This window comes from Pseudonocardia sp. Cha107L01 (assembly GCF_052566575.1).
Genome location: NZ_CP199579.1, coordinates 7,925,987 through 7,946,206, shown reverse-complemented (window position 1 = coordinate 7,946,206; position 20,220 = coordinate 7,925,987). Strand labels below are relative to the sequence as shown.

The window sequence follows — 20,220 nt, the reverse complement described above, 5'->3', positions numbered from 1 at the left end:
TGCGTGCTGGTCCTGAGGAGGCGGTTGAGTCGTGCCGAGAGATGAGAAGGCGATGCGTCGAGGCGGCCTTTCCCATCCGGTATCGGCCGGGCGAACGACCGCCGAACTACTTGCCGCCCGCGCCGAGGACCCGCATACCGGCTTGCTGTTCGGCGACCGGCGCTACAGCTGGGTGCGGATTGTGGCCGAGGGCCGGCGGCGGGCCGTGCTGGCGTTGGCGTTGCGCCGCGGGGGCCCGTTCCACATCGGTGTGCTGCTGGACAACACACCGGAGTATCTGTTCTGGCTGGTCGCCTCGGCGTTGGCCGGCGCGGTGGCGGTGGGCATCAATCCGACCCGGCGGGGCGCCGAGTTGGCCAGCGACATCCGCCACGTGGACTGTCAGCTGATCATCACTGATGGTGCGCATCGGCAGCTTCTGGACGGGTTGGATACCGGCGTCGCCTCGGACCGGGTTCTGGAGGTGGATCGCGACCGGTATCGTGGTTTGCTGGCCGAACACGACGGTGCGGCGCGGTTGGATGTCGACATCAACCCCGCGATGCCGATGTTGCTGCTGTTCACCTCCGGTTCGACGGGTGCGCCGAAGGCGGTGATCTGCGGTCAGGGCCGGTTCGCCCGGGCCGCCGAGTACATGACGGGTCGGCTGGGGCTCGGCCGCGACGACGTGGCCTACAACGCGATGCCCATGTTCCACGGCAATGCGCTCATGGCGAGCTGGGCGCCGATGCTCGCGGTCGGTGGCACCTGGGCGTTGCGGGAGCGGTTCTCCGCGTCCGGGTTCCTGCCCGATGTGCGTCGCTTCGGTGCCACGTACGCCAACTACGTCGGCCGCGCGCTGGCCTACATCCTGGCCACTCCGGAGCGGCGCGACGATGCCGACAACCCGCTGCGCCTGGTGTACGGCACCGAGGCGGCGGACCGGGACCTGGTCGAGTTCCCCCGCCGGTTCGGTTGCCGGTGCATCGAGGGTTACGGTTCCAGCGAGGGACCGATCGCGATCGGCAAGGTGTCCGGGACCCCGCCGGGGGCGTTGGGGCTGCCCACTACCGAGGCGGACGTGGCGGTGGTCGATCCGGACACCGGGGTGGAGTGCCCTCGAGTGCGGTTCGGTCCGTACGGCGAGATCGCCGACCCGGCGGCGATCGGTGAGCTGGTGCGCCGTGACTCCGGCTTCGTCTTCGAGGGCTACTACCGCAACTCGGCCGCGACCGCCCAGCGGATCCGCGATGGCTGGTACTGGAGTGGTGACCTGGGCTACCGCGACAACGCCGGCTACTTCTACTTCGCGGGGAGGGGCAACGACTGGTTACGGGTGGACAGTGAGAACTTTGCCGCCGCCCCGGTGGAGCACATCCTGGCCCGGTTGCCCGGGGTGCTGGTGGTCGCGGTGTACCCGGTGCCGGACCCGCGTACCGGCGACCAGGTGATGGCGGCGATCGAGCTGGAGCCCGGGGCCCGGTTCGACCCGGCGGAGTTCGATGCGTTCCTGGCCGAGCAACCCGACCTGGGCACCAAGTGGCAACCGCGGTTCGTCCGTGTGGTCGGGCGCATGCCGTTGACGCCGACCAACAAGTTGGACAAGAAGCCACTGCGCGCGCAGGCGTGGGAGTGCGTCGATCCAGTGTGGTGGCGGCCGTCGCGGGCAGCACCGTTGGTTCGGATCACCGAGGCTGAGCAGGCAGACCTGGGGACCGCGTTCACCGCGAACGGCCGCACGCACCTGCTTCCCAGGGCGTCAGACCCTCGAACTGCTCATCCTCTCCACTCCATCCGCGCTCGGCCGCGCCATGACGTTGGCGGCACCGGCACCTGACCGAACCCGAGCCGGTGGGGTTGCGGGAACGCTGGACGCGTTGCGGGAGGCGCTGCTGGAGGCGTTGCGGCAGCGTGATCCGAACACCGGCCTGAACGGCTCGCGGCGGCCGGCGATGTCGTCGAAGGTGATCGGTAGTGCGCGTCGCCGCTGCCGTGCTAGACCGTGGTGGCGAGCTTGCCGGCGAGTCGTTCGACGTAGGCCGCGACGTCGTCGGCGGAACGGTCGGGCAGGCCGAACAGCACTTCGGTGACGCCCAGGTCGGCCCAGCGGGCCAGCTTCTCAGGATCTGGTTTGAAGTCCAACGCGACGATCCGAGGGGTGCCGTCCCGTCCGGCGGCGGCCCATGTGTCCTGGAGCTGCTTGACCGGCTGGTCGATGTCGACATCGCGCGGCGTGGTGATCCAGCCGTCGGCGTTCCCCGAGATCCACTTGAAGTTCTTCTCTGTGCCGCCGGCGCCGACCAGCACCGGAATGTGGGCCTGCGCCGGTTTGGGCCATGCCCAGCTCGGGCCGAAGTTGACGAACTCGCCCTCGTAGGACGCTTCCTCCTGGGTCCACAGCGCCCGCATCGCTTCTAGGTATTCGCGCAGCATGGTGCGCCGCCGCCCCGGGGGCACGTGGTGGTCGGCGAGCTCGTCGGTGTTCCAGCCGAATCCGACCCCCAGGCTGACCCGGCCGCCGGAGAGGTGATCGAGCGTGGCGATCGACTTGGCCAGCGTGATCGGGTCGTGCTCGACCGGCAGGGCCACCGCGGTCGACAGCCTGACCCGCGACGTCACGGCGCACGCGGTGCCCAGGCTGACCCACGGGTCGAGCGTGCGCATGTAGCGGTCGTCGGGCAGCGACTCGGTGCCGGCGGTGGGGTGGGCGGCCTGGCGCTTGACCGGGATATGGGTGTGCTCGGGCACGTAGAACGTGGCAAAGCCGTGGTCATCGGCCAGCTTGGCGGCCGCCGCCGGGGTGATGCCGCGGTCGCTGGTGAAAAGTACGAGCCCGTAGTCCATGCCCGGAATTAGAACGTGTTTCATGTCTGTGGGGCAAGCGTCCGCACGCGGTGGGCATGCGACCGGCTGGGTCCGCGCGGCGGGTCCGGTGCGCGCGGCGGTCACGACCCCTCAAGGGTGTCCGAGGGGGGACTTACCAACCGCGTACGCGGCAGCGCGGTTGGCGTTCGAGCTCGGTGCCGCGGTGCGGGAGCTTCGGGTTGCATGCAAGTGGAGCCAGGCTGAGCTGGCGGCTGCCGCTGGGATGACCCAGTCCGCTGTGGCGCGTTTCGAGGCGGGGGGCACGACGCCGACTCTGCCGGTTTGAGCCGGATTGCGGGTGCGTTGGACGCCGACCTGACCGTCCGGGTCTCGCCCCGTGCCGGCGCTGCTTGAGTGCAGGTGGACCTGGCGCCCACCGAGTTGACCGAGCCTGGGCACCATGGGCGTGCGTCAATACATGGCCGCGCCGGCGTTGATGTTGAGGTCTTCGCCGGTGATGGAGAGCGACTCGGACGAGGCGAGGAAGGCACAGGCATCGCCGATCTCGGTCTCGGTGACCATGCGGCGCAGTGGCGCGTCCTTGAGGAACTCCGCGCGGAACTCCTCCTCGGAAACGCCCTGTGCGCGCGCCTGCTCACGGAAGACCCCGTCGAGTCGGGGACCACTCACCGCACCGGGACAGATCGTGTTCACCCTGACCCCGTGCGGTCCGAGCTCGACCGCGAGGGTCCGGACCAGCCCGATCACTCCCATCTTCGCCGCCGCATACGTGGAGCGACCGGCCAGTGGCCGCTTCCCGACGATCGACCCGATCGCAATGAGGCTCCCGGACCCCTGCTTGATCATCGCCGGCGCGAAGGACCGGAAGGTGAGAAACACGCCGTCGAGGTTGACCGCCTGCGTCTCGCGCCATTCGGCCAAACTCAGCTCGACCAACGGTTTGGTGGGGCCGGAGATGCCGGCGTTCGCCACCACGGTGTCGACCCGGCCGAAATGCTCCAACACCGTGTCCGCGAGTGCAATGAGCGCCGCCTCGTCGGTCACGTCGCAGACCACGGGCAGGTGGTTGCCGTCGCCGAGTGACTTCAGCTCCTCGGTCGTCGCGGTGAGCGACGCGGCGGACCGGCCGGTGTAGGCGATCCGCGCGCCGTGCGCGGCCAGTTGGGTGGCGATCGTGCGCCCGAGGCCCTGGTTGCCGGCGGTCACCACACAGACCTGTCCGGCCAGTCGGGCACTCAGCAGCGATGACGGCTGGACACTCGCCTCGGCTGTACTCATTGATGAGCTCCTTTCGTGGGAATGGCTGTGCCGAGTCGTCGACCGTCAGCTTTCGAGGGTGACCGTTTTCCCGGTGAGGCGCTCCAGCTCGTCGACGAGGTCCTGCTCGCGGCGCTGGGTGTCCAGCGAGCCGGTCCGGTCGAACCTGACCGGCACGGAGGTGGGGGCGGTGACGAACGCGGACCGCTCGTAGGTGACGGGGCCGGCGAGCGCGAGCTCGGGCAACCGGCGCAGGATCTCGCGCAACGTGACCGACATGATCCGGTAGGTCAGCGCGGCACCCTGGCAGAAGTACTCACCGCCGCCACCGAATGCGTAGTGCGGCGGGTCGCACTTGTCCCGGGTCACGTCGAGCCGGTCGGCGCCGGGGAACAGGTCCGGGTCGCGGCTGGCCGACGCGTACCACATGACGACCCGGTCGCCGGCCTTGATGTCCGTGCCGGCGATCGTGGTGTCCGTGGTCGCCGTGCGAGCCAGGTAGTTCACCGGCGTGGACCAGCGCAGCAGCTCCTCCAGCGCCACCGGCGCCAGACCCGACCGCGTCGTGCGCATCCTGGGGGACTCGGCGCGCAGCAGTTCGAGCTGGTCGGGGTTCTCCAGCAGGGCGTGGACCGCGCTGGAGATCGCATTGCGCGGGTGGTTGTTCCCCACGAAGAGCAGCATCGCGAAGAACCCGGCGATCTCGGACTGGCTGAGCCGATTGCCGTCACCGTCCGGCTGGGCCAGCGTGTTCGCCAGGCTGTCCACCCCCCGGACCACCTGGCTGCCCACGAGCTTGGCGCAGTACCGGCCCATCTCCTCGACGCTGGCACTCTGGTTGAGGTCGAGCGTGATGCCCTGCTCGATGTCGCGGGTCCAGGCGTTGAGCTGCTCGATGTCCTCATCGGGGGCGCCGAGCAACCGCGCGATCACCGTGGCGACAACGGGCACGGCGATGTCGCCGACCACATCGCACCGCCCGCGCTGGGCGACCGCGTCCAGGGTGTTGGTGACGATGTCGTCGACGACCGCATCAACGAGGATCAGCGTGCGGGGCAGGCAGAACTTGGTGATCACGTTGCGGTACTTCGCGTGCTCCGGCGGGTCCTTCCAGAGCATGAAGTCCCGCCGCCCGACCTCGAGCGGGATCAGCGTGTCGGGGCGGAAGAAGATGCCGCCGCGCGCGCTGGAGAACGTGACGGGGTCCAAGCTGGCGGCGGTGATATCGCTGCCCCTGGTGAGCGACCAGAACCCCGGCCCGTCAGCGGTGTTGTTCCAATGCACGGGGCATTCCGAACGCAGCCGCGCGAACAGCTCGTGCGGCGGTCCGTCGGCGAACAGGGCGAGATCGGTGAGGTCGACCGAGGTGAGATCCCCGGGCCCGGTGTGAGACTGCATCGGCTCCTCCGTGGTGGTGGGTGAGTACGGCCGAGATGTCGTCGGTCGGATCAGTGCGGCGCGCGGCTCAGGTAGCGCGGCTCAGGTGGCGCAGCGCGCTGGACGAGGCGTTGGCGCCACACATGCCGTGCGCGCCGGGCCCGGGTGGGGTGGCCGCCGAGCAGAGGTACATCCCCGGCACGCCCAGCCCGTAGGGCGAGAGGGTGGCGCGCGGACCGAACACCAGCTGACGGATGTCCTTGGCACCGGTCACGATGTCGCCGCCGACGTAGTTCGGGTTGTAGGCGGCCATCTGCGCGGCCGAGCGCACCGTCTTGCCGACGATCCGCTCCCGGAACCCGGGGGCGAACCGCTCGAACTGCCCGATGATCGCCTCGGTGGCGTCCCCGGTGTAGCCGTGCGGGACGTGCGCGTAGGAGTAGACCGGGTGGACATCGCCGACCGAGCGGCTCGGGTCGGCCAGGTACTGCTGGCCGACCAGGACGAACGGCCGCTCCGGCATCCGCCCCGCCGAAGTGTCGCGCTCGTTCGCGACGACCTCGGCGAAGCCACCGGACAGGTGCAGGGTGCCGGCCCTGCTCGCGGCGGGGTGGGTCCACGGGACACCGCCCCGAACCGCGAAGTCGACCTTGAACACCGACGGGCCGTGCCGGAACCGGCTCAGCCCCTTGGCCACCCGGCGGGGCAGCCGGTCACCCAGGATCTCGACGACCGCGCCCGGAGCGAGGTCGAACAGCGTCACATCGGCGGCCGGGAGCTGCTCGGCGGACGTGACCCGTACCCCGGTCTCGATCTTCCCCCCGTGGTCGATCAGCACCTTGACCATCGCGTCGCTGATCGACCGCGAGCCGCCTTCGGCGACCACCCAGCCGTGCCGGTGGCCCGCCGTGAGGAGGCCGAGCCCGATCGCGGAGGTCAGCGGCCGGTGCAGCGGCTGCATGGCGTGCGCCGCGGTGCCGGCCCACAGCGCGCGGGCCCCCTCGGTGTTGAACACGCTGGCCAGCAGCGTGGCCGGCACCACTGTCGGCAGGCCGAACCGGGTCAGCCCCAGGGGATGCTTCGGTACCCGCAGCAGCGGGCCCATGATGTCGCCGCCCCAGTCGTCGAACGTCGCCGAGGGCCGTTCGAAGAGCAGCTTCCACCGCTTCGCGTCCGCCCCGAGACCCTCGGCGGTGGCCTCGACCGACCGGTGCAGCACGGCGGCATCGCCCCCGTCGAGCGGATGCACCAGGTCGATCTCCGGCACACACCACCGCAGCCCGTAGCGGGCCAGGTCGAGCTCGGCCAGCGCCGGCGAGCCGACCGCCATCATGTGCACCGCCGAGCACTCGTCCTGCAGCAGGCCGGGCATAAGCGGGTCGCTGCTGCGGGTCCCACCACCGGCCACCTCGGCCGCCTCGAGCACGGTGACCTGCACGCCCTGGCGGGCGAGGAGCGCGGCGGCGGCCAGGCCGTTCGGGCCGCCGCCCACCACCACCGCGGTGCTCATATCCCGGCGCCGTGTTCCGCGCGCCGCGTCCAGGTCACGGTCGTCGGGATCGGGCCGTTGGGCAGCCAGGGCTGCTCGTTGACCGCGTCGGCGACCTTCCAGGTGCCACGCTCGATCACGCCGAGCGCCGGGTCGATGACCTTGTACTTCTGGTAGTCGTGGTGCACGGACTGCGACTCCACCCAGACGATGAGCACCTCACCCGGCTCGAACCGGGCCTGCGCCTGCACGGCGTTGATCATGTCCTCGTTGTGCAGGTGGCCGTCGCCGAAGTTGAAGCCGATGAGCGAGTTGCACAGGAACTCGGCCTCCCGAACGGTGCGCTGGTCCACGTCGGGCAGGTGCTTCAGGAGCAGCGAGAGCAGGCCCCGGCCCTGGCTGTGCATGGTGCGCCAGGCGAGCGTCTGCTGCATGGTGACCTCGGCGACCGCCGGGTCGTAGCCCATCGCGGCGAGCTGGTCGACCTGGATCGGCACGGACCCGACCACCGAGTTGAGCTTGCGCTCGGCGCCCGGCGCGAACGCCCACACCGCGGAGGCCCAGTTGCCGGCGTACTGGCGCATCGACGGCAGGAAGGAGACCAGGTCGGGGCGCAGGTTGCCCAGGATCGGGAAGAACACCAAGCCGATCACCACCACCGCGGTCAGCCACGGCGAGGACATGTCGGTGACGCCGTAGCCCGCCCCGGCCGGGAAGCCGGCGAACAGGAAGATCGTGGCGTAGGCGAAGACGATGTTCCATTCCAGCGGCACGGCCAGCGGGAACGTCGAGACGATGAACAGGTGGAAGATCACCATTCCGGCCACCGCCAGCAGGGTGATCACCCGGTTGGTGGAGAACAGCAGCACCAGCGGGAGGATGATCTCCACGGTGGTCCCGCCGACGTGCGCCATCAGATCGCCGATCCGGGAGGGCCGGATATCGGTCGGATAGTCGCGGTAGTGCGCACGCTTGAGCCACTTGAACGGCATGGCCGGGCTGTTGCTGACCATCGGGGGCACCACGTTGGCGAAGTGCTTGCCGAACTTGGACGCGCCCGCGCCGACCCAGACCACCACTATCAGCAGCTTCAGCGCGATGATCATGTCCGCGAACGGCAGCACGGCGAAGAAGAACAGCGCGGGCAGGTACTGCTCGCCCCGGGCGCCGAGGAAGATTGTCTTGTCCCGCAGCCCGACCAACACCAGCAGCACGACCGGGGCGATCAGCAGCACCGGGTCGACCAGGCCGGTGGTGTTGGTCAGCAGAGCGGCGGCCAGGGTCGGGGTGATCACCCCGGCTGGTACCACGGCGGCGACGAGCGAGGCCAGCAGCAGCACATAGAGCACAACATCGAGCACGGTGCGTCGGTCACCGGCGGTGAACGGAACCCACTTCCACGGCCGTTGCCGGATCGTGCCCAGCTTGGCCCAGAACCGGACGCCACCGGTCATCGGCTTGAACTTGCCGACCAGCGGCCCCCACGACCCGGCGACGTTCAAGGCCTCCAGGAACACCGTCCACAAGATCACCTTCTGGTACACGACCGGCTGGTTCCACCAGCTCGCCACGTCCCAGAACACCAGGTGCGAGGTGGTCGTAGCCACCACCACGCCGCCGAGGATGAAGAAGAACAGCAGCTTGAACACGTAGACGGTGTGGATCACCTTCGGCGTGCCGAAGCCGTTCTCCACCCACCACAGCGCCAGATACTTCATCCGGTCCATGAGTGGCCTGCGGAGGAATTCCTCCGGGTCGATCGGTGGAAAGTTCGGTTTGGTGAATCCCATGGCGAGTTCCTTAGGTGTGCACAACAATGTGGTGGTGCGGCAGACGAGTGGCTGGACGAGCTCTACTGCCGGTCCAACGGAATTGCATTGGTGGTTCGAGACTGTGGCAAAGGTATCGACGAGTGAACGCAGTGACGATGGGTCGCGGTACACAACAATTCGCGGACCACTGTGTGCAGACCACAACACAGATCACCCGATGTAGGGTCTTGGTCTATGCCTAGCGATGTGCAGCCGATCGTCGCCGAGGTGGTTCGCCGGATTCAGGCGGACCTTCCGTCCCTGACGGACGAGCTGACCGACCACTTCGTCGAGCTGATCCCCGAGTTCCGGCACGACGAGGCTGTGCGCCAGCTGATGGTGGCCAGCACGTCCTCGAACCTGGTCACGCTCTTCGACATCCTGGCGCACGGGATCGGCGACGCCCGGATCGCCGTCCCGCCCGCCGCCGCGGAGTACGCCCGCCGGTTCGCCCAGCGCGGGCTGTCCCTGGAGGCGTTGCTGCGTGCCTACCGGCTCGGGGAACACCGCATGGTCCGATGGACCTTGCGCTACCTGGGGGAACTCGACCTCGGCGTGGCCGACGTCATCGCCACCACCGACCAGGTCGCGAAGGTCACCAACGGCTACATCGACCAGGCCATCGAGAACCTGATCGACATCTACGAGCTGGAGCGGCAACGCTGGGACCGGCGGTCCGACTCCGCCAGAGCCGCCCAGCTGCGGGTCGTGCTGGGTACCGACACCCTCGACCTGGCCGCGGCGGAAGAGATGCTCGGCGTCTCGCTGCGCGGCTGGCACCGCGCGGCGGTCTGCTGGGTGGACGCAGGAGTGCCGGACGCCGAACGGTACCTCCGGGCGGCGACCCGTGTGCTCGGCGAGGCGGGCGGCCGCGAGCCACTGACCATGCTGGCCGACGACCACACGCTGTGGGCGTGGCTCTCCTCAGCCGGCCGGCTCACCGTGGACGTGGAGCTGCTGAACAGCAAGCTCGCGGGAATTGCGCCGGTGCACGTCGCCCTCGGGGAGCTCGCCTCCGGGCTCGCCGGGTTCCGGTCCTCGCATCGGGACGCCCTGCGTGCCAGGGCGGTCGCCGAGGCCGGCCTGGACCGCGCCCCCTCCGTGGTCGAGTTCGAGCACGTCGCGATCGCCGCGCTGATGTCGGACAACCTCGAGGACGTGCGTCGCTGGGTGACCCGGACGCTCGGAGAGCTCGCCCGCGACGACGAGCCGATGGCACGGCTGCGCGAGACGGTGCGGGTGTTCCTGCAGTGCGGCGGCAGCTACACCGACGCCGCCGCGCTGCTGCACCTGCACAAGAACACCGTCAACTACCGGGCACGCAAGGCCGAAGAGGTTCTCGGGCACCCGCTGACCGAACGCAGGCTGGACCTCGAGGTCGCCCTCCTGGTCGCCGACGTGCTCGGGGTACGCGTCATCGACCCGGGCTGAGCAGCTTTGTGGTGTCCGCACATGGCCTCAGCCGGACGCTGGGGCACCAACACTGGTGGTCCGCCGACTTTGTGGCACCCGCACATAGCCTCAGTAGAACGCTGGGCAGCAGTCCATAGTCATAGCGGTAACCCGTTTCTACGGTTGTGTCATGGATACCGAATTCGTGTGGCTCTTCATCTGCTACGGGGTCCTCGTCCTGGGCCCGTTCATGATCCCAGTCGTTCATGCCTTGATCGACGCCGTGAAGGCAGTCACTCGTAGCCTCCGCCGCAATCTCGTCGAACGACCCGAAACCCTGCAACCCGCGGCCGCTTAAAAGACCTGGCGCCTCCCTGATCGGGATTGGCTCGCACGCCGTCTTTCGGCTGTGGAAGCCGCTAATAATCAGGTGCCGCGGCGCTGCCAGCTCACCTACTACCCAAGCGCCCGCACAGCCATGGCGTCAGAGGCCCCTCGCACGCGTCGGAGTCACTCGGTCCGATCAGTGTCTGGGACCGGGGTCCCCTTGAGCTTATCGGCGTGGGGCGCGGGCCAGTCGTGCGTCGGGGCCAGCCGTGTCGTCTGCCGGGGGAGTGGCCCGACCGCGTCTGGGGGGCGAGGTCGTGTGGTTGAGGGCGAGGCGGTGGACGGTGGCCAGCACTGTGTTGATCGGGATGGCGAAGCCGGATTGGTCGCTGGCGGCGGTGTCCATGCCGATGACACCGGCGGTGCCGACGAGTGGTCCTCCGGAGTCACCGGGCTGGACCGAGGCGTCGACCTCGATCAGTCCGCGTAGCTGGTGCGACGAGTGCTGGTAGTCGTCGCGTGCGACGACCGACCGGTCGAGCGAAATCACTTCGCCGGTGGTGATCGTCGGTGCGCCGCCGCGGCCGCGGGCGTTGCCTATCGCTTCTACGTGGTCCCCGACCTGGACGTTGTCGGAGTTGCCGAGGACAGCGACCGGGAGGGCGGTGGCGCCCGTTAGCCGCAACAGTGCGATGTCGTGGTGTGGGTCGGTTCCCACTACGTCCGCTCGGTAGGTTCGTCCGTCGTTGGGGTCGGTCGCGGTGATGGCGGTGGCGCCGTCGACGACGTGGTTGTTCGTAACCACGACGCCGGTGGCGTCCAGCACGATGCCGGTCCCGGCGCCCGCGGCCTTCGGCAGGCGGGTGTTGATGTCGACCACGCCGACGCCTTCGCGGTGTCCGCGTGTTCCTTGGGTAGGGCTGGTGCCGGGGCTCGAGGCGCGAGGGGTAACGCAGGCCACGGTCGCCGCGGGTGAGGATGGCTGCGCCCCGGGATGAAGGGCGAGAAGGATCAGAGCCACAACCAACGCGACGACTGGTTTCGAGGTGGCCTGTGCCTGCATGATCTAGTCCTACCGCAGGTGATTGAGTCACGCTCGGCTCTGACGGGTGGATCAGAGCGGCTGCTCGTCACCGCGCGGCCACTGGTTCCGTCCCGGCTCGGGAATTGTCAGCCCAGCGAGCGCAGGAAGCCCACTGGATCCCGGATCAGGTGTCCGAGTAGGCCGGGAGCAGCGCTTTCATCGCGAGAGTGTGGGACGAGTCGACAATGGACCTCGAATCGCCGGCGATGAGCAGGACCTGCAGCCCGCGCCACACGCCGACGATCGCCGTCGCGGTCAGCCGCGGGTCCGGGATCCGGTCGTCGTCGGCGAGCGCGTCGGCGACGGCCTCGGTCCACTCCGTCCGCGTTCGTTCCAGGAACGGCCCGTAGCGGTCCGGCCGGTCGGAGGCCATGCCGAAGCGGGCGAAGAAGAGTCTCAGGTGCGGCAGGCGCTCGGGGTTGGAGATGTGCTGCCAGGCGGCCGCGATCCGCGCCTCGGACGACTTCTCGGCCAGCATGAGCTCGGTCAGTTTGGCCACGAAGAGGCTGCGGTCGAGGATCTCGTCGATGGCCGCGCCCAGGATCTGGTCGAGGGATTTGAAGTGGTACAGCAGCATCCGGTTGTTCGACCCGATGCCTCGTGCCAGTTCGCTAAGTGAGAGATCGACGACGCCGTGCTCGAGGACGTAGTCGCGGGCCAGCCCCAGGAGGCGAGCACGTTCCGATGGACCGCTAGCCACGGACCGAGATGCTATCCGGACCGCCGGCGCGCCCGAGTGTGCCGCTGATGCCGATCGTCACGACGCGGTCGCCTCGTGCTCCGCGACCGCGGCCAGTGCCCGGTCGATCTCCGACCGGTCTGCGAATGAGCCGAGGAAGCTGTTGCGCGCCAGGGCCGCCAACTCCTGGGGGCCAAGGCCGAGATGCTGTTGCAGCGCGGCGTAGTTGTCATTGACGTAGCCGCCGAAGTAGGGCGGGTCATCGGAGTTGACGGTGACGAGGACACCGGCCTTCATGAACTCCGCGATGGGGTACGTGCTGAGGTCGGCAGTCACCTGCAGACGCAGGTTCGACAGCGGGCACATGGTCAGCGGGACGCCGTCGTCGGCCAGCCGAGCCACGAGGTCCGGATCCTGCGCGGCGGTGTAGCCGTGGTCGATACGTTCGACCCCGCACAGGTCAAGCGCTTCGCGGATGTAGGACGGCGGACCTTCCTCGCCGGCGTGGCAGGTCAACCGGTAGCCCTCGTCGCGGGCGGCGGCGAAGAACCGGGCAAACTTCGACGGCGGGTTGCCGGCCTCAGCGCTACCCAGTCCGATACCGAGGATCGAGTCGCGGAACGGGCGCAGGGCCTCGAGGAGCTCCAGCGCGGCCGCCTCGGTGCGGTGGCGCTGGGCGGTGACGATCAGGGCGCCGTCGATGCCGCTGTCCGTGCGGGCGTCGGCGATGGCGTCGAGGATGCCACCGAGCTGATCGGCGGTGGGGATGTCACGGTCGAGGAAGGTCTGCGGGCCGAAGAACATCTCCGCCCGGCGGACGCCCTCGGATGCCGCGCGGCGCAGGTAGGCGGCGGTGAGGTCGTAGTAGTCCTCGCGGCGGCAGAGGACCTTGCAGCCCTCGAAATACAGCGGCAGGAAGTGCTCGAGCCCGGTGAAGGAGTACAGGGCACGCAGCGCGTCCGTCGACTCCCACGGCAGCGTGATCCCATTGCGCGCGGCAAGGCGGAACATCTCGTCGGGCTCGAGGGTGCCCTCGAGGTGGACGTGCAGCTCCGCCTTGGGGAGCGCGGCGATGAAGGACATGTCACCTCTCGTGGAAACCATACTGAACTGTTCGATTCACTTCCTGATCGGACAGTACCCGTCGGACCGCGCAAGTCAAGGCGAGCCGAGCCGGACGGAGCGCCCGTGTGGCCTGCCTACCCGTCGACATCCAGGCCATCGTCGGCTGCGCACCCTCCTCGTCACGGGACCGCGAACAGGAACCCGCGGCACGCGCCAACCTGCGTGAAAGCCCCAGCGTCAACCAGCCCGGCTAGTGACGGGGTGCGGGGAACGGCCGTTCCGGAGCGGGAGTACCGCCGGCTCGGTCGATGGCGCGCAACTCGTCGAGGCTGTCGGCGAGGGTGCGGCCCGCCAATGCGCCGAGGACGGCTGCCTCGGTCTCGTCGGTGAGCTTGGTGAAGTACTCGGCGCAGTGGTTGGTGACCAGGCACTCCCGGGGGCCCTCCGGGCGGGGGGCCCACAGCGGCTTGTCGCCGATGGATGAGCGGTAGATCTCTCCGAGGGTGATCTGGTCCGCGGACCGGCCGAGGCGGACACCCCCGCCGCGGCCTTTGATGGACGCGACGAGACCGTCCTGTACCAGCGTGACCATCAGCTTGCGCACCAGGCTCGGGTTCGTGTTCAGACTCCTGGCGAGCTGGGTCGAGCTGAGGACGGGACTGTCCTCTTCCTCGGCATGGCCCAGTAGGAGCATGGCCTTCAGTGCGCTGGAGAACCTCACGTCCAGCATGCTCGTACCCCTCTTTGGTCCGGGTGGCTCCCGACGTCCCCATATTAGCAACTTTCACAGTTGCAGTTTTGTCGGAGGATATGTACTTTTCACAGATGCAGATTGCGGTCACTCCAGATGCCCGCCCGCGGCGCACCAGCGACCGGTCGCCCGTCTGCCGGACAAGCCCGGGCACCGATAGCCACCACAGCGAGAAGCCGGAGAACGTCATGAGCACCGAGAGTGAGATCAGGGGGATCGTGTCCCGATACACCCGGGCCGCCGACCGGCGCGACGGCGAGGCGCTGGCGAAGCTCTTCGAGGCCGACGCCGTCGTCGAGGTCCACCACCGCGGGCCCGATGGGGATGAGTTGCTGGGAACCCTCTCCGGAGGAGCGCAGATCGCGGCTGCCATGTCCACGGCCATGGCGCCGCACCCGCCCCTGGGTTGGAGTCACCACACCACCTACGACCACCTGGTCTCCGTCGACGGCGACGAGGCCAGCATCGAAACCCAGTTCATCACCTTCGACGTCGTCGGAACCCCGAAGCCCGAGGGCGGGTGGCCCCTCGGCACCTTCGGCGCTCAGGGCACCATCAAGCCCATCGAGTCCGGGTACTACCGCTTCGCCTTCCGTCGGACCGACGGCGTCTGGCGCGTCCGTCACCTGGGCGTCATCCACGACATCCCCTACGTCTTCTGATCACCCTGAGGCCCGTCCCCGACATCGGCACTCAACCGGGAGGTTTCCCAGGCATGGCAACACTTGGACTCATCGGCAGTGGACACACCGGTGGCACGCTCGCCCGGCTGAAACACATGAGCTCACCGATAGCGAAGTGGTGCAGCGGCACCTGGCCGGGGCGTACGTCGTGAAGGGGTTCAACAACATCGACTACGCACACCTGGCGGCACTGCCGCGGCCCGTGGACGCGCCCGACCGCACCGCCCTGCCGATCGCCGGCAACGACCCGGGCGCAAGGAAGCAGGCCGCCGAGTTGATCTCGTTGCTCGGGTACGACTGCGTGGTCCCGCCGGCTGAGGGCCGAGCTGGATCTTTAACGCTCTCGGTAGAGTCGGATTAGAAGGTGCGCAACGATCCATGACGGAGGTTGCCCAAGTGGCCGAACTCGGTTCCCGTTTGTCCTATGAGGTCCTTGTCTCGGATGGTGTCCCGAGGAAGATCGCTCTACGCATGCCGAACGGCGAGGAGATTGTCTCCTCGCCGATCTCGTCGACTTTGATTTACGGGGAGCGGGACGCTGTCTTGGTGGATCCGCCGCTGACCAATGGGCAAATCGCGCAGGTCGCGGATGGTGTGGCTCGTTCAGGTAAGCGGCTCGCGGTTGTGTACATCACTCACGGCCACCCCGACCACTGGTTCGGGACGGCGTCGTTGCTGGAGCGATTTGGCGATGCCGACAGCGTCGTGTACGCCACGGAGGGCACCATCCGGCAGATGCGTGCGCAGCTGGAGGGCAAGGAGGAGGGGTTCGCCAAGTCCTTTCCCGGGGTCCCAGAGAACACGCCGGTTCTGGCCGTCCCTGTACCCGCTGATGGGTTTTGGCTGGATGGCCACGTCTTGCGCGCTGTCGAGACTGGCCACACCGACACGGACGACTCCACCGCCTTACATGTGCCCTCGCTCGGCCTCGTCGTCGCCGGCGATGTCGCCTATAACGGTGTCCATCAGATGATGCTCGAAGGCGGCGACGGCGGCCTTGAAGCGTGGCTCGCCGGAATCGATCGGATTGCCGCGCTGAACCCGCGCCTTGTAGTCGCCGGTCACAAGAACAAGAACCTGCCCGACGATCCGAAAATCCTGGACGAGACTCGCCAATACCTGCGCGATGCGATCCGCATCCTCGCTGGCAAACCCACGCCACTCGAGTTCTTCGACGAGATGATGAAACTTCACGGCGACCGGCTCAACCCTGGTCCGCTGTGGTACAGCGGCTTGGGCTTGCTTGCTTGAGAACGCTCAACGGCTGAGCGCTATGGCTCTAGTCCCGGCTGTGTAAAGCCTGCGAGAGCGCGCTCATGCTGATGTCGACGATCGTGCGGAGCTGCTGCTGGCTCGCCTGGGCCCTGCTCATCACGGCCAGCGACAGGTTGACCGCCAGGATGTGAGTGGCGTAGTTCTCGGCGTCGCCCTCGGTCAACTCCGTGAGGTTCAAGGCGGTCCGCAGCCGCGCACGCTGAAGCCCCACAGCTTCGATCGCACGCGTGGCGATAGCGGGGCTGAGCACTGGTGTCGCCATCGCGGTCTGAGCCATCAGACATCCGTCCGGCACGTCGGGGTCGGCGATACGTTGGAGGGTGACCTCGAAAAACGCCTGTACCGCCCGCAGCGGTTCCCCGCACGCACCGGAGGAAAGCGCCTGGTCGTACCTGTCGCCATACCGGACCGCGTAGCGGTCCAGACAGCGCAGGTAGAGCGAGTCTTTGTCGCCGAACGAGGAGTAGATGGAACTTCGGTTCAATCCGGTCGCCCTGGAGAGGTCGTCGAGCGAGGTGTCGGCGTACCCGGCCCGCCAGAACTGGACCATCGCCGCGTCGAGCACGATGTCCACGTCGAACTGCTTCTTCCCGGCCATCCCGCATGCACCCCGTTCTCGAGCCAGCCTTGCCCATCCTATCTTGAACTGAACAGTCCAAGATGAGCTAGGCTCGAGGCGTGACCGACGCAGCCATCGCCCCAAACGGCTCTCCCGACCAGAACCACGTCCTCGGGCTGCCGCTGCGCGAACTCGCGGGCTTCACCCACCGCTGGGTCGACGCGGAAGGAATCCGGCTTCACGCCGTGGCAGGCGGTCGGTCGAGCGGGCCCACCGTCGTGCTGCTCGCCGGATTCCCGCAGACCTGGTGGGCTTGGCACAAGGCGATGCCGCGCCTTGCCGAGCGCTTCCACGTAATCGCGCTCGACCTGCCGGGACAGGGCCACTCCGATCGTCCCCAAGGGGGCTACGACACTCACACCGTCGCTTCGCGCGTCCAGGCCGCGCTGACCGCGCTCAACGTGCCGAAGTACTGGCTCGTCGCCCACGACATCGGGGCCTGCGTCGCCTTCTCGCTCGCCCTGAGGTACCAAGACCGCCTGCACGGCGTCGCCCTACTCGACGCCGGCATTCCCGGAATCACCCTCCCGGACACCATCCCAACGGATCCCGAACGGGCCTGGAAGACCTGGCACTTGGCATTCCACCTGGTGCCCGAACTGCCCGAGACGCTGATCACCGGCCGCGAGCGTGACTACGTGGCCTGGTTCTTGAGGGTCAAGACCCTGTACCCGAACACGTTCGACAGCGCCGATATCGACCACTACGCCGCCGCCATCGCAGCCGAGGGAGGACTCCGAGCTTCTCTCGCCTACTTCCGCGACGCCCCGGAATCAGCGCGCAAGAACCAGGACGCTCTCGCTCCAGGACGAGGGCGCTTGACCATCCCGGTCCTGGGAATCTCCAGCTCCCACGGCTCGATCCCCGACATGGCCGCCTCCGTCAGTCCCTGGGCAGAGAACGTGACCGGCGTCGTCATCCCGGAAGCCGGGCACTTCATTCCCGACGAGCAGCCCGACGCAACTGTGGACGCGTTGACCGCGTTCATCGATAACGCGCGTGTCGGGTAGAGCGTGTCAGGGAGTTCACCAACACCAGATCCCCCGCACCGATCGCTGGTCAGAGTGGAAAGAGTGCGTTTGATGAGTGGGATGCGCTATCAGAGCGCGCGGCCCAGGCCGCATCACCTGCCGTTCCGAAACGGCAGCTTCGATCCAGTCGACGCGGCCGGCATCGCCGCGCTGTCCGCGATCGTCGGCGAAGCCAAACTGGCCCCGGTGTGGCAGCGGGCCGCCGAGCCGTTCGCTGGAATCACCACCGACGGCACGGTCGTGCCCGGCCTGTTCACCATCGCTGACGAGGGATTCGACGTCGACGGCGTCGTGCACGCGGCGCGGGCCTACCTGGACGGATTGCACGCGGGCCAGCGTCCGGCGGCCAGCGCGGCGATCGACGGGCCGGAATGGCGGTTGTGGATCAACGCGTTCCTTACCTTCCCGTCGCACGGCCTGCTGCTGGAGGAATTGACCGAGCGCCAGCGGGCGGCCGCGCTCGCGGTAATCGCCGCGACGCTCAGCGCGGCCGGGCACGGGCTGGTGCGCGATGCCATGCAACTCAACGGCCGACTCGGCGAGCTCTGCGCCAGCTATCCGGACACGCTCACTGAATGGAAGTACTGGTTCACCCTGTTCGGCACGCCATCGCGGGACGAACCATGGGGATGGCAGCTGATGGGTCACCACCTGGACGTCAACTGCCTTATCCTCGGGCGCCAGATCGTGCTCACGCCGAGCTTCGTCGGCACCGAGTTCGACGGAGAGCAATTGTTCGCCGACCACATCAGGGCCGGCGTCGAACTGATGACGTCAATTGCCCCGGCCCAGCGGGACGCCGCGCTCTTGTACCCGTCGATCCGGTCGGCCGATCTGCCCCCCGCGCTCAGCGGAGCGGCGGACGGCCGAACCAGGGCCGGCGCGGGACAAGACAATCTGATCCTCCCGTACGAGGGGATCGCGGGCGACCGACTGTCGCCTGGGCAGCGCGAACTGCTGGTGAACCTGATCCGGCCGTATCTCGCTGCCTTGCCCTCCGGCCCGATGGAAGCCAGGCTCGAGCAGGTTCGGCGCCATCTCGACGACACCCATTTCGCCTGGATCGGCGGCTGGGGCGAATCGGAACCCTGCTACTACAAGATCCACAGTCCGGTGCTGATCGTCGAGTACGACAACCATTCCGGGATCTTCCTGGATAACGACGAGCCCAAGCAGTACCACGTCCACACCGTGGTGCGCACACCCAACGGCAATGACTATGGCAAGGACCTCCTGCGCCAGCACTACGCCCGATTCCACTGAGGGAGCGGGAACGGGCGCTGTCTCCCATAGTCCACTCAGGAGGAATCGACCCATGTCCAAGCTGACTCCCGGCGAGGAATCGGTGTCATGGCAGGAACTCACGGCGGACATCCGCGGCAAGGGCCTACCCGGGCACCAGCTCTACCTTGTCCTGTCCGAGGCGACGAACGGCCCGGCCGCGGTGCTGGCCAACCGGGAGCCGCACCTGGCCTATCAGATGCGGCTGGAATCCGAAGGGGTGCTCTTCGTTGCCGGCCCGCTCGCTGGCGAGGACGGGCAGTCCTGGGACGGCTCAGGCGCGTTCGTCTACCGGGCGCCTTCGCTGGAGCGAGCCCGGGAGATCGCCGGTGCCGATCCCATGCACGTGGCCGGCGCCCGCCGGTTCCGGATCATGCCGTGGCTGGTCAACGAGGGCAGTGTTTCCGTTCGGCTGTTCTTCTCCGGGGCGGCACCGCGGCTGGTCCCATGACCGATGAGGCCGACAGGCGGTGTTCGGTCTGCGCTGGTTCCGCGAGAACCGCGACGTTCCCGCGCTGACCCGTGACCACGGCATCGCCCCTCGGCGGCTGACCAGTCGCCACCTCGGAACAGAGCTATCGGCCCCGAGGTGACCGTTGCGGTGCGCCGTGGAGCGGCGCGGGGACGCCGTAGTCGCGCGCGATGCGGGCGCGGGTCCGGTCGAGCTCGGCCGCGAGGTCGAAGCGGTCCGGTAGCACGATCCAGCCGTAGGCGAGGCCCACGCCGACGGCCACGACGTCGGCGACGGCGGTGGAGATCTCGACATCGGGCCGGACGGAGCCGTCGTCGATGCCCGAGCGGAGACCCTGTTCCACCGTGCCGGCGATCCGTTCCATCCAGGCGGTGATCCGGGGCCGCAGGGGAGAGCCGCGCTTGACCGCCTCGAAGCTGAGCACGAACATCGACTCCAGGAACGCCGGATCCTCCGCGAAGAGTTCGCCGAGCCGGTCGAACGGTGTGAGCGCGCGCTTCAGCCCGGTGACCGCCGCATCGGCGGGTGGGTCGAGCCGCTGCTCGTACTCGGTCCGCAGCAGGGTGTCGAGCAGCGCGTCCTTGCTGCCGTAGCGGGCGTGCACCATCGCCCGGCTGTACCCGGCCCGGCGCCCGATCTCGGCGGCGGTCGTCGCCTCCCACCCCTTCTCGGCGATCAGCTCCGCCGACGCGGCCAGCAGCCGTCGGCCGGAGAGCTCGAGTCGCTCGGCCTGGGTCCGGCGGGTACGTGTGGTGGCCATAGTGTTGACATATTAGACGATCGACAACTAACTTGGCTGTTCATCTAGTTGTCTGCTGTCAA

General features: G+C 68.2%; 20 protein-coding genes. 9 read left to right on the top strand and 11 right to left on the bottom strand.

The window, feature by feature from the left end; translation table 11 throughout:
• Positions 1-31 precede the first annotated feature (31 nt).
• Positions 32-1,816 carry an AMP-binding protein gene (locus tag ACTXG6_RS37565; protein ID WP_445184071.1) on the top strand — a complete coding sequence of 595 codons (1,785 nt, stop codon included), beginning with the start codon at positions 32-34 and terminating at the stop codon, positions 1,814-1,816.
• 158 nt (positions 1,817-1,974) lie between these two features.
• On the opposite strand, the gene ACTXG6_RS37560 is transcribed toward ACTXG6_RS37565, so the two are convergent.
• On the bottom strand, positions 1,975-2,823 hold the full coding sequence (locus ACTXG6_RS37560; RefSeq protein ID WP_445184070.1) for an LLM class F420-dependent oxidoreductase: 849 nt from the start codon (positions 2,821-2,823) through the stop codon (positions 1,975-1,977).
• On the opposite strand from ACTXG6_RS37560, the gene ACTXG6_RS37555 reads away from it, so the two are divergent.
• Positions 2,822-3,130, top strand: coding sequence for a helix-turn-helix domain-containing protein (locus ACTXG6_RS37555; RefSeq protein WP_445184069.1), 309 nt, complete (start codon positions 2,822-2,824; stop codon positions 3,128-3,130). The two genes, ACTXG6_RS37560 and ACTXG6_RS37555, sit on opposite strands and share 2 nt — an antisense overlap.
• 125 nt (positions 3,131-3,255) lie before the next feature.
• Here the strand turns inward: ACTXG6_RS37555 and ACTXG6_RS37550 are convergent, their stop codons facing one another.
• The 4 genes from ACTXG6_RS37550 to ACTXG6_RS37535 all read right to left on the bottom strand — a co-directional run bounded on the left by ACTXG6_RS37550 (position 3,256) and on the right by ACTXG6_RS37535 (position 8,718).
• Positions 3,256-4,083, bottom strand: coding sequence for an SDR family NAD(P)-dependent oxidoreductase (locus ACTXG6_RS37550; RefSeq protein ID WP_445184068.1), 828 nt, complete (start codon positions 4,081-4,083; stop codon positions 3,256-3,258).
• Between the two features lie 45 nt (positions 4,084-4,128).
• Complete coding sequence (locus tag ACTXG6_RS37545) at positions 4,129-5,460, bottom strand: cytochrome P450 (protein ID WP_445184067.1); 1,332 nt, start codon at positions 5,458-5,460, stop codon at positions 4,129-4,131.
• 67 nt (positions 5,461-5,527) lie between these two features.
• A complete protein-coding gene (locus ACTXG6_RS37540) occupies positions 5,528-6,949 on the bottom strand; it encodes a phytoene desaturase family protein (protein WP_445184066.1) in 1,422 nt (473 codons plus the stop codon).
• A complete protein-coding gene (locus ACTXG6_RS37535) occupies positions 6,946-8,718 on the bottom strand; it encodes a DUF3556 domain-containing protein (protein ID WP_445184065.1) in 1,773 nt (590 codons plus the stop codon). The genes ACTXG6_RS37540 and ACTXG6_RS37535 overlap by 4 nt, the downstream gene beginning before the upstream one ends.
• Positions 8,719-8,934: 216 nt before the next feature.
• Here ACTXG6_RS37535 and ACTXG6_RS37530 point away from each other — a divergent pair, with 216 nt between their 5' ends.
• Complete coding sequence (locus ACTXG6_RS37530) at positions 8,935-10,170, top strand: PucR family transcriptional regulator (protein WP_445184064.1); 1,236 nt, start codon at positions 8,935-8,937, stop codon at positions 10,168-10,170.
• A 514-nt stretch (positions 10,171-10,684) separates the two neighbouring features.
• On the opposite strand, the gene ACTXG6_RS37525 is transcribed toward ACTXG6_RS37530, so the two are convergent.
• The 4 genes from ACTXG6_RS37525 to ACTXG6_RS37510 all read right to left on the bottom strand — a co-directional run bounded on the left by ACTXG6_RS37525 (position 10,685) and on the right by ACTXG6_RS37510 (position 14,016).
• Positions 10,685-11,338, bottom strand: coding sequence for a S1C family serine protease (locus tag ACTXG6_RS37525; protein ID WP_445184063.1), 654 nt, complete (start codon positions 11,336-11,338; stop codon positions 10,685-10,687).
• A gap of 328 nt (positions 11,339-11,666) precedes the next feature.
• Positions 11,667-12,242, bottom strand: a complete 576-nt coding sequence (locus ACTXG6_RS37520; RefSeq protein WP_445184062.1) for a TetR/AcrR family transcriptional regulator — start codon at positions 12,240-12,242, stop codon at positions 11,667-11,669.
• Positions 12,243-12,299: 57 nt separating this feature from the next.
• The gene (locus ACTXG6_RS37515) at positions 12,300-13,304 is read right to left on the bottom strand and encodes an adenosine deaminase (protein WP_445184061.1); all 1,005 of its coding nucleotides are present in this window, start codon (positions 13,302-13,304) and stop codon (positions 12,300-12,302) included.
• Positions 13,305-13,536: 232 nt separating this feature from the next.
• Entirely contained in the window at positions 13,537-14,016 is a 480-nt protein-coding gene (locus tag ACTXG6_RS37510) for an RrF2 family transcriptional regulator (RefSeq protein WP_445184060.1), read from the bottom strand.
• 209 nt (positions 14,017-14,225) lie between these two features.
• Between ACTXG6_RS37510 and ACTXG6_RS37505 the strand changes: the two genes are divergently transcribed.
• The 3 genes from ACTXG6_RS37505 to ACTXG6_RS37495 all read left to right on the top strand — a co-directional run bounded on the left by ACTXG6_RS37505 (position 14,226) and on the right by ACTXG6_RS37495 (position 15,971).
• Entirely contained in the window at positions 14,226-14,699 is a 474-nt protein-coding gene (locus ACTXG6_RS37505) for a nuclear transport factor 2 family protein (protein WP_445184059.1), read from the top strand.
• A gap of 136 nt (positions 14,700-14,835) precedes the next feature.
• Positions 14,836-15,081 (top strand): hypothetical protein, encoded by a 246-nt coding sequence (locus ACTXG6_RS37500; protein WP_445184058.1) that lies wholly within the window; start codon positions 14,836-14,838, stop codon positions 15,079-15,081.
• A gap of 17 nt (positions 15,082-15,098) precedes the next feature.
• Positions 15,099-15,971: an MBL fold metallo-hydrolase gene (locus tag ACTXG6_RS37495; RefSeq protein ID WP_445184057.1), complete on the top strand. Its 873-nt coding sequence runs from the start codon at positions 15,099-15,101 to the stop codon at positions 15,969-15,971.
• 28 nt (positions 15,972-15,999) lie between these two features.
• Here the strand turns inward: ACTXG6_RS37495 and ACTXG6_RS37490 are convergent, their stop codons facing one another.
• Positions 16,000-16,569 (bottom strand): TetR/AcrR family transcriptional regulator, encoded by a 570-nt coding sequence (locus tag ACTXG6_RS37490; RefSeq protein WP_445184056.1) that lies wholly within the window; start codon positions 16,567-16,569, stop codon positions 16,000-16,002.
• Between the two features lie 104 nt (positions 16,570-16,673).
• Here ACTXG6_RS37490 and ACTXG6_RS37485 point away from each other — a divergent pair, with 104 nt between their 5' ends.
• From ACTXG6_RS37485 to ACTXG6_RS37475, 3 genes are all read left to right on the top strand, one after another.
• Complete coding sequence (locus ACTXG6_RS37485) at positions 16,674-17,624, top strand: alpha/beta fold hydrolase (RefSeq protein ID WP_445184055.1); 951 nt, start codon at positions 16,674-16,676, stop codon at positions 17,622-17,624.
• Positions 17,625-17,696: 72 nt separating this feature from the next.
• A complete protein-coding gene (locus ACTXG6_RS37480) occupies positions 17,697-18,908 on the top strand; it encodes a DUF3500 domain-containing protein (RefSeq protein ID WP_445184054.1) in 1,212 nt (403 codons plus the stop codon).
• Positions 18,909-18,960: 52 nt separating this feature from the next.
• Positions 18,961-19,377, top strand: a complete 417-nt coding sequence (locus ACTXG6_RS37475) for a YciI family protein (protein ID WP_445184053.1) — start codon at positions 18,961-18,963, stop codon at positions 19,375-19,377.
• 124 nt (positions 19,378-19,501) lie between these two features.
• On the opposite strand, the gene ACTXG6_RS37470 is transcribed toward ACTXG6_RS37475, so the two are convergent.
• Entirely contained in the window at positions 19,502-20,158 is a 657-nt protein-coding gene (locus ACTXG6_RS37470) for a TetR/AcrR family transcriptional regulator (protein WP_445184052.1), read from the bottom strand.
• Between the last annotated feature and the right edge of the window lie 62 nt (positions 20,159-20,220).

Coding starts and splice junctions, on each gene's coding strand:
- ACTXG6_RS37475 (WP_445184053.1), top strand. CDS start 18,961: ATGTCCAAGCTGACTCCCGGCGAGGAATCGGTGTCATGGCAGGAACTC.
- ACTXG6_RS37540 (WP_445184066.1), bottom strand. CDS start 6,949: ATGAGCACCGCGGTGGTGGTGGGCGGCGGCCCGAACGGCCTGGCCGCC.
- ACTXG6_RS37480 (WP_445184054.1), top strand. CDS start 17,697: ATGAGTGGGATGCGCTATCAGAGCGCGCGGCCCAGGCCGCATCACCTG.
- ACTXG6_RS37510 (WP_445184060.1), bottom strand. CDS start 14,016: ATGCTGGACGTGAGGTTCTCCAGCGCACTGAAGGCCATGCTCCTACTG.
- ACTXG6_RS37470 (WP_445184052.1), bottom strand. CDS start 20,158: ATGGCCACCACACGTACCCGCCGGACCCAGGCCGAGCGACTCGAGCTC.
- ACTXG6_RS37515 (WP_445184061.1), bottom strand. CDS start 13,304: ATGTCCTTCATCGCCGCGCTCCCCAAGGCGGAGCTGCACGTCCACCTC.
- ACTXG6_RS37505 (WP_445184059.1), top strand. CDS start 14,226: ATGAGCACCGAGAGTGAGATCAGGGGGATCGTGTCCCGATACACCCGG.
- ACTXG6_RS37560 (WP_445184070.1), bottom strand. CDS start 2,823: ATGGACTACGGGCTCGTACTTTTCACCAGCGACCGCGGCATCACCCCG.
- ACTXG6_RS37555 (WP_445184069.1), top strand. CDS start 2,822: ATGCCCGGAATTAGAACGTGTTTCATGTCTGTGGGGCAAGCGTCCGCA.
- ACTXG6_RS37550 (WP_445184068.1), bottom strand. CDS start 4,083: ATGAGTACAGCCGAGGCGAGTGTCCAGCCGTCATCGCTGCTGAGTGCC.
- ACTXG6_RS37545 (WP_445184067.1), bottom strand. CDS start 5,460: ATGCAGTCTCACACCGGGCCCGGGGATCTCACCTCGGTCGACCTCACC.
- ACTXG6_RS37535 (WP_445184065.1), bottom strand. CDS start 8,718: ATGGGATTCACCAAACCGAACTTTCCACCGATCGACCCGGAGGAATTC.
- ACTXG6_RS37530 (WP_445184064.1), top strand. CDS start 8,935: ATGCCTAGCGATGTGCAGCCGATCGTCGCCGAGGTGGTTCGCCGGATT.
- ACTXG6_RS37495 (WP_445184057.1), top strand. CDS start 15,099: ATGACGGAGGTTGCCCAAGTGGCCGAACTCGGTTCCCGTTTGTCCTAT.